General features: G+C 71.2%; 11 protein-coding genes. 6 read left to right on the forward strand and 5 right to left on the reverse strand.

The genetic code is table 11. The features are described from left to right. Window positions 1-100 precede the first annotated feature (100 nt). The 3 genes from ACWD38_RS17060 to ACWD38_RS17070 are packed head-to-tail and all read right to left on the reverse strand — an operon-like array spanning window position 101 to window position 4,115. Window positions 101-1,465, reverse strand: a complete 1,365-nt coding sequence (locus tag ACWD38_RS17060; RefSeq protein ID WP_343071319.1) for a cytochrome P450 — start codon at window positions 1,463-1,465, stop codon at window positions 101-103. Next, complete coding sequence (locus tag ACWD38_RS17065; protein WP_450124433.1) at window positions 1,462-2,541, reverse strand: alpha-hydroxy acid oxidase; 1,080 nt, start codon at window positions 2,539-2,541, stop codon at window positions 1,462-1,464. The genes ACWD38_RS17060 and ACWD38_RS17065 overlap by 4 nt, the downstream gene beginning before the upstream one ends. Next, a complete protein-coding gene (locus tag ACWD38_RS17070; protein ID WP_450124404.1) occupies window positions 2,541-4,115 on the reverse strand; it encodes an NAD(P)-binding domain-containing protein in 1,575 nt (524 codons plus the stop codon). Before ACWD38_RS17070 ends, ACWD38_RS17065 begins: the two co-directional genes overlap by 1 nt. 210 nt (window positions 4,116-4,325) lie before the next feature. Between ACWD38_RS17070 and ACWD38_RS17075 the strand changes: the two genes are divergently transcribed. Then, window positions 4,326-5,864, forward strand: coding sequence for a class I adenylate-forming enzyme family protein (locus ACWD38_RS17075; RefSeq protein ID WP_450124405.1), 1,539 nt, complete (start codon window positions 4,326-4,328; stop codon window positions 5,862-5,864). Window positions 5,865-6,218: 354 nt separating this feature from the next. After that, on the forward strand, window positions 6,219-6,950 hold the full coding sequence (locus tag ACWD38_RS17080) for an NPP1 family protein (RefSeq protein WP_184485074.1): 732 nt from the start codon (window positions 6,219-6,221) through the stop codon (window positions 6,948-6,950). Between the two features lie 289 nt (window positions 6,951-7,239). Here the strand turns inward: ACWD38_RS17080 and ACWD38_RS17085 are convergent, their stop codons facing one another. Further along, window positions 7,240-7,425, reverse strand: a complete 186-nt coding sequence (locus ACWD38_RS17085; protein ID WP_450124406.1) for a hypothetical protein — start codon at window positions 7,423-7,425, stop codon at window positions 7,240-7,242. 124 nt (window positions 7,426-7,549) lie between these two features. Here ACWD38_RS17085 and ACWD38_RS17090 point away from each other — a divergent pair, with 124 nt between their 5' ends. Continuing rightward, window positions 7,550-8,578, forward strand: a complete 1,029-nt coding sequence (locus ACWD38_RS17090; RefSeq protein ID WP_450124407.1) for a GlxA family transcriptional regulator — start codon at window positions 7,550-7,552, stop codon at window positions 8,576-8,578. A gap of 104 nt (window positions 8,579-8,682) precedes the next feature. Here the strand turns inward: ACWD38_RS17090 and aztA are convergent, their stop codons facing one another. Beyond that, entirely contained in the window at window positions 8,683-9,414 is a 732-nt protein-coding gene (aztA, locus tag ACWD38_RS17095) for a zinc ABC transporter ATP-binding protein AztA (protein WP_343071318.1), read from the reverse strand. Between the two features lie 48 nt (window positions 9,415-9,462). Between aztA and aztB the strand changes: the two genes are divergently transcribed. From aztB to aztC, 3 genes are all read left to right on the forward strand, one after another. Then, the gene (gene aztB, locus ACWD38_RS17100) at window positions 9,463-10,326 is read left to right on the forward strand and encodes a zinc ABC transporter permease AztB (RefSeq protein WP_184478654.1); all 864 of its coding nucleotides are present in this window, start codon (window positions 9,463-9,465) and stop codon (window positions 10,324-10,326) included. A gap of 235 nt (window positions 10,327-10,561) precedes the next feature. Further along, entirely contained in the window at window positions 10,562-11,740 is a 1,179-nt protein-coding gene (locus tag ACWD38_RS17105) for a hypothetical protein (RefSeq protein ID WP_184478653.1), read from the forward strand. Further along, entirely contained in the window at window positions 11,737-12,657 is a 921-nt protein-coding gene (gene aztC / locus ACWD38_RS17110; RefSeq protein ID WP_184478652.1) for a zinc ABC transporter substrate-binding protein AztC, read from the forward strand. Before ACWD38_RS17105 ends, aztC begins: the two co-directional genes overlap by 4 nt. Window positions 12,658-12,668: the final 11 nt, after the last annotated feature.

The following is a 12,668-nucleotide window of genomic DNA, read 5'->3' on the forward strand; positions in this document are numbered from 1 at the left end:
CAGCGTTCTTCTCGCGAGGACAGCTTTTTCCCTCGTGGCGGAGCCACTTGGGAAAAAGATCCCGCAGCGAGAAGAACGCTGAGGTTCCGCCACCCAACCCCTACGCAGGCCGATGCGCGGGACACCCCGGAGGCGGCTCGAAGTAGCGACCGGCGAGGCGTTGGCTGCGGGCGTCGAGCACCATCCAGGTTCCCAGCACCAGCTGCCGGAGGCTGCGCTCGACGTCCTCCCACCGGTCGCGCACGCGCAGGAAGCCGAGCACCGCCGCGGTCGCCCGCTCCGGCGCTCCCCTGCGCACCAGCAGGCACGGCCCGCGCGAGGGCAGCGACCGGGTGTGGCGCACGCTGGAGTCGAGCCGGAACCGGCGCAGCACCTCCCCCGCCACCGCGCGCATCACCAGCGGCGACAACCGCCACGCCGGGCAGGGCCGGTTCGCGGCGATGCCGAACGGGATGTGCGGCACGTCCTTGGCGGAGAGCTCCGCCCAGCGGGACGGGTCGAACACCTCCGGGTCCTGGTGGCCGCTCGCGTGGTACTCGGGATAGCTGAAGCACAGCACCGATCCGCGCGGCAGCGTGGTGCGCTCGTCCACGTCGATGTCGCCGGTGGTGATGCGGTGTGCGATCCCGAACAGCGGGAACACCCGCAGCGTCTCGTCGAGGACGTGGGAGAAGTAGCGCTCGTCGGACGGGTTAGCCGCGAGCCGGCGCTGCACGTCGTGGTGCTGGGCGAGCACCAGCAGCAGGTGCGCCATCGCTTCCGAGAGCTGCACGACCGAGGTGTTGAAGAACGTGCCCTGCAGGTAGTGCACCTGCTCGGTGGTGTCCAGAGTGGACGGCAGCTCGTGCACCACGTCCCCGGCTTCGACACGGGCCCGCAGGTAGCGGGTGAGCCGGGCGCGGCGTCCGGGGTGGCGCAGGCCGGTGCACTTGAGCGCGTCGACGACGTCGGTGGCGTTGCCGACGATGAGGTCCCGCGCGGGCCGCGGGCAGGGTTCGCCGAAGACGAGCTCGTAGTTGAACTCGGCCCAGATCGGCATCATCAGATCCCGCAGCCGCACGGCGGTCACGTCCCGCCGGACCTGCTCGTCGAGCACCGCCGCCGCGCACCGGGCGGCGGTCGCCGCCAGCGATGCGCTGCTCCCGGCGAGGAAGCGCTGGGTGGTGCGGGCGACGTCGTCGTAGCGCGGGCCCGCCTCGAGGTGCTCCTGGTGCACTTCGGGGCCGGGCGAGAGCCAGTACCAGAACAGGTCGGAGAGCCCGGCGCCTTCGCTGCGCCCGCCCGCGTTGGGGTGCGAGTAGATCTCGCGGAACTTCTCGGGCCCGAACCGCTCGTCGGGCAGGGTGATCGCGTTGTCGCCGTTGACGAGTTCGAAGACCTTGCCGCGCAGCGCCACCACGCGCCGCGGCAACCAGCGCGGCGCGGTCAGCACCGCGGCCGCGGCCAGCACGGGGATCACCTTCACCAGCCACCTCCGAAACCCCGGCGCACCACCAGGTCGCGGGTCAGGTCGCCGCAGCGGCGCCCGCCGCACAGCGCCAGCGCCTGGTCGAACTCGTCGCGCAGCCGCTCCAGCACGTCTCGCACGCCCTTCTCCCCGTCGGCGGCGAGCCCCCACACCACGGGCCTGCCGACGCCGACGGCGGTGGCGCCGAGGGCGAGCGCCACGGCCACGTCGGTGCCGCGGCGCACCCCGCCGTCCAGCAGCAGCGGGATCGCGCCGCCGACGGCGTTCGTGATGTGCGGCAGCACCTCGATGGGCGCGGGCGTCGCGTCCAGCTGCCGCCCGCCGTGGTTGGACACGATGATCCCGTCCACGCCGAGACCGACCGCGAGGTGCGCGTCGTCGGGATGCAGGATTCCCTTGAGCAGCACCGGCAACCGGGTCATGGCCCGCAGCGATTCCACGTGCCGCCAGGAGATCTCCGGGGACATCTCGATGTCGCGGGTGCCTTCGGCAGGGCCGCCGGGCAGGCCGCGCATGTTCTCCGCCGCGTACCCGTCGGGCAGGTCGTGGAACCCGTTGCGCCGGTCCCGCTCGTGCCGGCCGAACACCGGCGAGTCCACGGTCACCACCAGCGCCGAGCAGCCCGCGCGTTCGGCGCGTTCGACGAGCGCGGCGGTGACCTGCTGATCGGGTTGCAGGTAGAGCTGGAACCACACCGGCGCCTCGGCGCGCACCTGGTGGGCTGCCGCGACGACCTCGTCGATGGCGACCGTCGAGGCCATGCTGGAGATGAGCACGGTGCCCGCCGCGGCGGCGGCTCGGGCCGTGGCGAGTTCCCCCTCGGGGTGGGCGAGGCGGTGGAACGCGGTCGGCGCCACCATGATCGGCAGCGCGTCCGGCGCGCCGGGCAGGCGCACCGCCAGGTCCCGGTTCGCCCCGCCTCGCAGCACCCGGGGAAGCAGCGCCAGCCGCGCGAAGGAGTTCTCGTTGTCCGCCAGGGCGCGTTCGTCGCCCGCGCCGCCCGCGAAGTAGTCGTAGGCGACCGGGTCGAGCACTTCTTTCGCGCGGTCGTGCTGTTCGGCGAACCCGTTCATCACGCGCCCGCCGGAACCGTCAGCCTGCCGCGCAGGAACTCGCGCAGCGGCGCGCGGTGCACCTGCTCGCCGTCCCACTCGTTCTCGAGGTTCTCGGTGATGTGGTGCTCGGCGAGCAGTTCCCCGCCCCGGAAGTGGCGCACCACCGGGTGCAGGTACCGGCCGTCGAGCCCGGCGGTGTCCTGCTGGGACACCCGGCCGGCGGTGACGTCGAACGGGTTGATCCGGTCGTGGTCCTCGCCGTACTCCAAGGTGATCGTCAGGTACGACTCGACGTCGCCGAACGCACCGTCGCCCGCCGCGTCGTGCAGGTGGTCGACCGGGACCTCCTCGGCGTAGCGCGGGCCATCCGGTCCCAGCAGCACGGCGTCACCGAGGAAGCCGAACAGCTGCCACAGCGCGGAGGTGCGGTTGACCCGCTCGATCACGGCGTCGGTCACGGCTTCCGGTGTCGCGGCGAGCGGGCGCACCGGCCAGGCCACGCCGTGCTCGCGGTGCTCCAGGATGCGGTGCAGCGCGCGGACCCCGTAGCGGAATCCGTGGATGAATCCGTTCGTCGACTTCTTGAAGTCGAGCACCTGGGTGATCGTGCCCGCGAAGTGCAGTCCCGGCACGTTCGTCGATTCCCAAGAACTGTCCTGCGCCGGGAACCGGTCGTTGACGGTGAGTTCCGGGCGGCATTCCGGCGCGAACATCGACGCGTCGAACCGGAATCCGGTGGCTAGGATGACCCGGTCGTAGCGGATTTCCTTCACGACTTCGTCGACGCGTTCGAAGCTCACCCGCACGAGCAGGCCGTCGCCGTCCCGCCGGATGCTCAGAATGCGACCGTCCAGCACCGCGTTCTGCGATTTCAGCTGGTAGGTGTCCAGGAAGTTGTTGTTCACCGCGCGCAGGTGCCCGACGAAGTGCGTCTGCCAGGCCAGCTTCAGCGATCCCGACCCCGCCACGTGGATGACGGACGCGTTCTCGATGAGGTTGTCGGCGGTTTCGAAGGCCGAGTTGCCGCGGCCGATGATGAGCACCCGCTGCCCGGTGAAGTCCGCGGGGTCGACCGACACCTCGGTGTAGGGCTCGGCGAGCTCGACGCCCTCGATCTCGGGGACGTTCGGCCGGGTCACCCCGGTCGCGACGATCACCCGCTTCGCCCGGTAGGTGTTCCCGTGCTGGTCACGGGCCAGGAAGTCGTCCGGCTTGGTGATCTCGACGATGCGGGTGCCGAAGTGGACGACCAGTCCGTGGGCGGCGGCGAAGTCGGCCAGGTAGCGCACGTAGTCGTCGGCGGCGGGGAAGTAGCGCGGCGTGTACTCGGTGAACAGCGGCGCGTTCTCCTCCGACAGCAGCGAGTTCCAGTCGGTGCGCAGGTTCAGCTCGGGATCGTCCGTGCCGGTGTGCACCTTGTTGATGGAGATGAGCTGCCGGTGCCGCGGGTACTCGGTGAAGAACGTTCCGGGGGATTCCCCTGATTCTAAGATCGCATAATTGCGACCGGCGCGTTGCAGGAAATATCCCGCTTGCAAGCCGGCGGGACCGCCACCGATAACGAGATAATCAAGCGAGTAGTCTTCGGCCACGGGTTCGTTCGCCTCCGGACTGGGCGGGAAGTTTCTTACTTGAAGCTTAAAACACTACCCCGGAGTAGTTGTTGGTGATGCACATCACACGTGCACCATGTGGTTGAACCACTGTTTCGATGATAGAGATCCACGTGCCGGGACCGCTCGTTCGAAACCGATGAGCCATGCGCCCGAAAACGTTCGACTATTCGACGGAAAGCGGTAAAAATGGGAGCAGCGAATCCCGCAGGTGATCATCACCACGAAGATCGGGCACAACCTTTTCCGCAAGCACTGCTCGACGCGCTCGGCGCCGACCCGCTCACCCCCGCGTTCGAGCAGGACGGTCGCGTCCTCGTCCGCGGCGAACTGCTGGAGCTCGTCGGCCGGTGCACCGCGGGGCTGCGCGCCGCCGGGCTCGGCAACCGCAGCGGAGTCGCGATCGCCACCGCCGTCAGCGCCGAGGGCTTCGCCGCGCAGCTCGCCGCGCACGTGCTCGGCTGCCGCGTCGTCGTGCTGCGGCCCGGCCTCACCCCGCAGCAGCTCGCCCACATCCTCGACCAGGACATCGACGCCGTCGTCACCGACGACCCCACCACCCGGCTGCGCACCGCCGCGGGCGGGGCGACCGTGCTCACGATCGGCCCGGAACTGCTGCGCGACCAGGAAACACCCGTGGCGCGCGGCGAACTCGACGACCCGGCGATCATCACGTTCACCAGCGGCAGCACCGGAACACCGAAGGGGACGGTGTTCGACTACCGCGCCCTCACCCGGCACTGGTCCTGGCAGCTGCCGGAGTGGACCGACGAGACCGCGCGGCTCGCCGCGAACTACCGCCGCTTCCTGCTGTTCGGCACGCTCAGCAGCGCCGTGGTGCAGGAACACCTCGCGCTGTGCCTGAACTCCGGCGGCACCGCGGTGATCCCCACCGGCACGCCGGAATTCCCGGACGTGCTCGCGGAACTGTCGATCACGGCCTGCCTGCTCACCGTGGCTCGGCTGCACCAGATCCTCGACGACCTCTCCGAGCGCGACGTGGACCTGAGCGCGGCGCGGATGCTGCTGGTCGCCGGGTCACCGCTGGAACCGCACCGGCTCGCGCAGGCGCACGCGCGGATCGGCTCCGCGGTGCACCTGGGCTACGGGCAGACCGAACTCGGCATGATCAGCCTGCTCTCCGCCGACGACATCGCGGCCCACCCCGCGGCGGCGCACTCCGTCGGGCGCCCGCGCGACGGCGTGGAACTGGAGATCCGCGACGACACGGGCGCACCCGTGCCCATCGGCGCGGACGGCGAAGTGTGGGTGCGGGTGCCGAACGCCCTGTCCGGGTACTGGCGCGCACCGGAGGAGACCGCCGCCGTGCTGCACGACGGCCGGGTCCGCACCCGCGACCTCGGCCACCTCGACCACGACGGATTCCTGCACCTCACCGGGCGCACCCGCGACGTGATCATGGTGAACGCGGTGCTGCACTACGCGGGCCCGATCGAACGCGTCCTCGCCTCGCACCCCGACGTCGATCAGGCCTACGTGGCCGGAGCTCCCGACGCCCGCACCGGGGAGGCCGTCCACGCCTACCTGGTCGCCGCCGGCGCGCGGAACCCGGACCACGAATCGTTGCGCGCGCTGGTGGCCGCCGAACTCGGCGCGGGCGCGGTGCCCGCCACCATCACCGTGCTGCCCGAGGTGCCGCTGACACCGGCGGGCAAACCGGACAAGAACGCGCTGCTGGCCCTGCGCACCATCCCGGCTCCGCGCTGACCCCGCAGCCGACCGGCGGTGCCGCCGGGTCCTCCGCAGCGGCGCCGCCGGTTCGCGCCCGGACCGGATCTCGAGCAGCCGAACGAGAAAAGCGACGGATCTTATGTCCGACCATCCAGCACTGCGAACGAATGTCCAATATTCGCCACGGCTGTATCGGGAGAAAGGTGAACCGGCCGTGAACCCGGCCGAACGCATCGGCCGACGCACTATCCAGCCCCACCACCGGACCATATGATCATGCCGATCTTATCGGCGCGATCGGAAGGCTCTGCTGCGATGGGAACACTGGAGACCGACAGAACGCGGAAGAACCCCCGGCGGTTCGGGAAGTCCTCGTTCGCGTTCCGCGCGATGGTCGGGACGGCCGTGCTGTTCATCGGCCTGCCGCCCGCCGCGGCCCTGGCCGACCCGCCGCAGGCGCTGCCGGGCAGCGCCACCGACGCCGACGCGAAATGGCAGCCCGCATTCGATTACGACGGTGACGGCTGCTACCCCACTCCGGCGATCGGACCGGACGGAACGCTCGCTCCCGGACTGGAACCGTCCGGCGCGCTCAACGGCAATTGCCACGACAAGTCCGACCTGGACAACACCAATTCCTACGTGCGCACCAAATGCGACAACGACTGGTGCGCGTACATGTACGACCTGTACTTCGAGAAGGACCAGGCCCTCGACGGCGTGCACGACGCGTTCGGGCACCGCCACGACATCGAGCACGTCGTGGTGTGGGTGAACGAAGACCAGGCCAAGTACGTCTCCACCTCGGCGCACGGCGACTTCTCCACCTACCCCGCGTCGGACGTCGGCTTCGAGGACACCCACGCGAAGATCGTCTACCACAAGGACGGTGCCAGCACGCACTGCTTCCGCCTGGCGAAGACGGACGAGGAGCCGGAGAACGACTACGGCACCTGGCAGTACCCCGACCTGGTCAGCTGGGACAACTACCCCGAAGGCATCCGGGACAAGCTGACCGGCGCCGACTTCGGCAGCGCCAGCCTCGGCATCAAGGACGGCAGCTTCGAGGACAACCTCGCCAAGGCCAAACCCTCCGACATCGAATTCAACCCGGGGGCCTGAGTCCGGCCTGCCTGGGTGGTCCGGTGGCGGAACCTCAGTTGCTTCCTCGCTGCGGGATCTTTTTCCCAAGTGGCTCCGCCACGAGGGAAAAAGCTGTCCTCGCGAGGAAGCCACTGAGAACCCGCGGGTGGTCGTTCTGCTTTGGTGGTCACTGCTCAGCGGCTTCGCCGCTGACAAGACAATGACCGCGACCGCGCTCACCTGGAGCGACTAGAGCAGTCGGTCGTTGGTGGTTTTCCTTTGGTAGGGCGGAAAGCGGTGCGGTTCCGGGGTGGAGCCGCACCGCTTTTCACTGGTCGGGGCAGGGGCGGTGGTTCGGGGCCAGGTCGGCGAGGTTTCGGGTCCCCGTCCGGCGGTCGGACGGTTGGGGGCGGGCTCGGTCGGTCCAGTTGCGCTGCGCCCAGGTCGCCAGGGCCGCCGCGAGGGTGACTGCCGCCGCGGACTCGATCAGCAGCGCGATCCACACCAGTGCCATCGTCGGTTCCTCTCCAGCCGCCCGAGACGGGCGCCGTTCGCTTTCGGGTCCGCCCGCCGGATGGGCGGGGGCATCGTCGTGGCATTCATCGTGGGCCTGCGGCGGAGCCGGGACGAGCGGCCCGATGGCCAACATGTGCAAGGATCGGGCCATGGGTGCTCATCGCCGTCCGGGCCGGTGCCGCGTCGCGGTGCTGGTGCGACCGGGGCTGCTGCCGATGGAGCTGGGCTTCGTGCACCAGCTGTTCTCACTCGCCCGCGATCCCGCCGGGGAACCGCTGTACGAGGTGGTGACCTGCGCGGTGCACCCGGGCGAGCTGCGCACCACCACCGACTTCGCCGTGCGCGTCGAGCACGGGCCGGAGGTGCTCGCGGCGGCCGACATCGTGTTCGTGCCCGCCGCCGACGAGGACTACGCGCCGCGAACCGAGCCGGATCCCGAACTGCTCGCCGCGCTCGCGCGGATTCCCGAGCACGCGCGGATCGCCTCGATCTGCACCGGAGCGTTCGTGCTCGCGGGGGCGGGCCTGCTCGACGGCAGGACCGCGACCACGCACTGGAACGCGGCCGAACGGTTCCGGCGGGCGTTCCCGGAGGTGGAGCTCGACCCGTCGGTGCTCTACGTCGACGAAGGTCCGGTGCTGACCTCGGCCGGCGAGGCGGCGGGCATCGACCTGTGCCTGCACATGATCCGGCAGGAGCACGGCGCGACGGTCGCCAACGACGTGGCCCGCAGCGCCGTCGTGCCCGCGCACCGCGACGGCGGGCAGGCGCAGTTCATCCGGCGCGCGGTGCCGGAGCCGCGCAGTTCCTCCACCGGCCGGGCGCGCGCGTGGGCGCTGGAGAACCTGCACCGGGCGCTGCCGCTGCGGGAACTCGCCGACCTGGAATCGATGAGCGTGCGCACCTTCACCCGGCGGTTCCGCGACGAGACGGGACTGTCACCGGTGCAGTGGCTCACCGGGCAGCGCGTCGAACGGGCGCGGCAGCTGCTGGAGGAGACCGACCTGCCGGTCGACCAGGTGGCGGCGGATTCCGGGTTCGGGACGGCGGCCTCGATGCGCCAGCACCTGCGCGCCCGGCTCGGCCTCTCCCCCAGCACGTACCGCAGCACCTTCCAACCGGGTCGGCTCGGCGACGCCGAGTCCGCCTGATCCCGCTACCACCGGCGGCGAATCCCCTGCGGCAGCAGGAATCGCGCACCTGATCCCGGTGGTCGGAACGCTAATTCCCCAGCGCCGCAACGACTTCCGGCGCGTCAGAACGCGGGTACGCCGCCCCAGACGGTGCTCAGCACGTCCCGGGTGAGGACGTCGCCCGGCGGCCCCGCCGCGAGCAGGCGGCCGTCGCGCAGCACCAGGCAGTGATCGGCCTCGCGCGCTTCGGCGAAGTCGTGGGTGACCTGCACGACCGTGGTGCCGCAGGACCGCTCCTGGTCGAGCGCCGCGGTGATGTACCGCTGCGCGGCGACGTCCAGCCCGGCCGCCGGTTCGTCCAGCAGCAGCAATCCCGCCCGCTGCGCCAAGCCCTGCGCGACGAGCGCTCGCTGCCGCTGACCGCCGGACAACGCGCCCAGCGAGCGATCCGCCAGGTCGGCCACGCCGAGCCGTTCGAGGCAGTCCGCCACGACCTCCCGGTCCCGCTTCGACAACCGGCGCCACGGTCCGGTGCTCGCCCACCGCCCCATCTCGACGGCGGCGCGCACCGTCAGCGGCAGCGCGTCCGACACCGAGGTGCGCTGCGCGACCAGCGCGGGCCCCGCCGAACCGGGCCGCCGCACGGTGCCGGACAGGACCGGGAGGACTCCGGCGAGCACGCCCAGCAACGTCGACTTCCCGGAGCCGTTCGGCCCCACCACCGCGGTCCGGCGCCCGGCCGGGAACTCGGCGGTGACGTCGTGCAGCACGGGGTGCCTGCGGTATCCGGCGCAGACCCCGCGCAGGGCGGCGGGGCGGTCGTCGGTGGTCACGTCGTCGGTGATGGCTCTCACGACGCTCACCCTACAACGAAAATCATTTTCACTATAGGGTGATCTGTCATGGATTGGTTATTCGTCCCTTTTGAGGTCTCCTTCGTGCAGCGCGCGCTGTGGGCCGGGGTGCTGGTCTCGCTGATCTGCGCGCTCGCGGGGACCTGGGTCGTGCTGCGCGGCATGGCCTTCCTCGGGGACGCCATGTCGCACGGGATGCTGCCGGGAGTGGCGCTGGCCGCGCTGCTCGGCGGGGACCTGCTGCTCGGCGCGGCGCTGAGCGCGGGCGTGATGGCCTTCGGCGTGACCGCGCTCGGGCGCTCGCAGCGGTTGTCGCGGGACACGAGCATCGGCCTGCTGTTCGTCGGGATGCTGTCGGCCGGCGTGATCATCGTGTCGCACTCGCAGTCGTTCGCCGTCGACCTCACCGGCTTCCTGTTCGGCGACGTGCTCGCGGTGACCGCGCCGGAACTGGGGAAGCTGGCCGCGGCGCTCGCGGTGGCGGTGATCGTCTCGCTCGCGGGACACCGGGCGTTCGTGGCGCTCTCGTTCGACCCGCGCAAAGCCCGCACCCTCGGACTGCGCCCCGGCCTGGCGAACGCGCTGCTGCTCGGGCTGGTGACGCTCGCGATCGTCGCCTCGTTCCGCATCGTCGGCACGCTGCTGGTGTTCGGCCTGCTCATCGCCCCGCCTGCGGCGGCCGTGCTGTGGGCCAAGCGCATCCCGGTGGTGATGGCGGCAGCCGCGGTGCTCGGCATGGCCGCCACCGCGATCGGACTGCTCGTCTCCTGGCACTGGGGGACCGCCGCCGGAGCGACCATCGCCGCCACCGCCGTCGTCCTGTTCTTCCTGTCCGCCCTCGGCGCCGAACTGCGCGACCGGGTCCGGGCAGTCCCGGAGAAGACCAACACGGAAGTCGAGCACGCACTGTGAGAAGTCCTTTCAGAACGACCTGCGTAGCTGGTCGCTCAGCGGAACCTCAGCGGCTTCCTCGCTGCGGGATCGATTTCTCATGTAGCTCCCTCCACCACGAAATCGCTGTCCTCGCGAACGAAGCCGCTGAGAACCCGCCGGTGGTCGGCCTGCTCTAGCCGGTCACTGCTCAGCGGCTCCCCCGCTGACAAGACAACGACCAAAAGATCATTCTGAAAGGGCCCCTGTGAGACAGATGAAATCCGCCGCGTTCGCCCTCGCGCTCGTCGCGCTGGCCGCCACCGCCTGCGGCTCCCCCGGCGGCGAAGCCGCCCCGCCACCGGACGTGCCGCACGGCTACGTCGAAGGCGCCGAGGAAGCCGCCGAAGCCCAATCCCGCCTCGTCGTCGCCGACGGCGACACCGGCGCGGTGCGGGTGCTCGACCTGATCACCGAGGAGGTCGTGGAGCTCGGGGCGGTACCGGGCGTCCAGGACATCACCGACGACGGCCGCTACGCCTACCTGACCGGGGACGGCGGCACCCGCGTCGTGGACAGCGGCTCGTGGATGGTGGACCACGGCGACCACGTGCACTACTACCGCGCCGACATCCATGAGGTCGGCGACCTCCCCGGCCGCACCTCCGGCGCGCACAACGACACCGGCGTCGCCGTCGTGTCCACTTCGGACGGTTCGGCGACGCTGTTCGACCGGGCCGCGCTCGACGGCGGCACCCTCACCGAGGTCGGCCGCGCCGAGCTCGCGCCGGGCACCGCCGCCGTCCCCTACGAGACGCACGTGCTGACCGCCGCCCCCGACGGCGCGGTGCGAGTGCTCGACCGGGAGGGCCGGGTCACCGGCACCGTCGAGCCGTCCTGCCCGCGGCCGAGCGGCGAGGCGCTCACCCGGCGCGGAGTCGTGTTCGGCTGCGCCGACGGCGCGCTGCTCGTCTCCGAGGACGGCGGCGCCTTCCGCGGCGAGAAGATCCCGTACCCGCGCCCGGTCGGCGAGGACGAACGCGCCCGCGAGTTCCAGCAGCGCCCCGGCAGCGCCACCCTCGCCGCGAAGGCGGGCGAGCACGGCACGTGGTCGCTGGACCTCTCGGACCGGAAGTGGACGCACGTCGAGACGGGTCCCGTCGTGGCCGTCAACGCGGTCGGCGAGGGCGGCCCGCTGCTCGCGCTCACCGCGGACGGCGTGCTGCACGCCCACGACGCCGAAACCGGTGCCGTCACGGCGAAAACCCGCATCACCGAACGTCCCGTCGACACCTCGGAGCCGCTGCCGGTGATCCGGATCGACACGACCCGCGCCTACGTCAACGACGTCGACGCCGGAACGATCCACGAGATCGACTACAACGATTCGCTGCGCCTGGCCCGCGAATTCCGGCTCGGCGGCAAGGCCTCGCACCTCGCGGAGACCGGGCGATGAGCCGGCGGATCACCGCGGCGCTCGCCGCGACCGCGGCGGCGGTGCTGCTCGTGCTCACCGGCTGCTCCGGCGGCGGGCCGCAGCGCGCCCAGGTGGTGGTGACCACCAACATCCTCGGCGACATCACCCGCAACGTCCTCGGCGACCAGGCCCAGGTGTCGGTGCTGATGCGGCCCGGTGCGGATCCGCACTCGTTCGGCATCTCCGCCCAGCAGGCCGCGGAGTTCGAACTCGCCGACCTCGTCGTCCACAACGGACTCGGGCTGGAGGAGGGCGTGCTGCGCCACGTCCGGGCCGCGGGGTCCGCCGGGGTCGCGACGCTGCCGGTGGGCGAACGGGTCGACCCGATCCGCTACACCAGCGACGAATCGCGCGGCCAGGCCGACCCGCACTTCTGGACCGACCCGCGCCGCGTCGCCGCCGCCGTCGACGTCATCGCGCAGCAGGTAGTCGAGCACGTCGACGGGGTCGACCCGGCGGTCGTGCGGGCCAACGCCGCGCGCTACCGGGGCGAGGTGGCGGCGCTCGACACCGCCACCGCCGAGCGGTTCGCCGCCATCCCCGCGCAGCGGCGCAAGCTCGTCACCAACCACCACGTGTTCGGGTACCTCGCGCAGCGCTACGACTTCGAGGTCATCGGCGCGGTCATCCCCAGCGGCACGACGCTGGCCTCCCCCAGCGCCTCCGACCTGGCCGGACTCGCCGGAGCCGTGCGGCAGGCGGGAGTGCGGGCGGTGTTCGCCGACTCCTCGCAACCCGACCGGCTCGCCCGCGCGCTCGCCGACCAGGCCGGGCTCGACGTGCGGGTGGTGCCGCTGTTCTCCGAATCGCTGAGCCCGCCCGGCGAGGGCGCCGGCACCTACCTGGAGATGACCCGGTCCAACGCCGACGCCATCGCCACCGGCCTCGGCGGATGACCCCGCCGAAC

Source organism: Saccharopolyspora sp. NPDC002578, assembly GCF_053592695.1.

Coding starts and splice junctions, on each gene's coding strand:
- ACWD38_RS17065 (WP_450124433.1), bottom strand. CDS start 2,541: ATGAACGGGTTCGCCGAACAGCACGACCGCGCGAAAGAAGTGCTCGAC.
- ACWD38_RS17075 (WP_450124405.1), top strand. CDS start 4,326: ATGGGAGCAGCGAATCCCGCAGGTGATCATCACCACGAAGATCGGGCA.
- ACWD38_RS17080 (WP_184485074.1), top strand. CDS start 6,219: ATGGTCGGGACGGCCGTGCTGTTCATCGGCCTGCCGCCCGCCGCGGCC.
- ACWD38_RS17085 (WP_450124406.1), bottom strand. CDS start 7,425: ATGGCACTGGTGTGGATCGCGCTGCTGATCGAGTCCGCGGCGGCAGTC.
- ACWD38_RS17090 (WP_450124407.1), top strand. CDS start 7,550: ATGGCCAACATGTGCAAGGATCGGGCCATGGGTGCTCATCGCCGTCCG.
- aztB (WP_184478654.1), top strand. CDS start 9,463: ATGGATTGGTTATTCGTCCCTTTTGAGGTCTCCTTCGTGCAGCGCGCG.
- ACWD38_RS17105 (WP_184478653.1), top strand. CDS start 10,562: ATGAAATCCGCCGCGTTCGCCCTCGCGCTCGTCGCGCTGGCCGCCACC.
- aztC (WP_184478652.1), top strand. CDS start 11,737: ATGAGCCGGCGGATCACCGCGGCGCTCGCCGCGACCGCGGCGGCGGTG.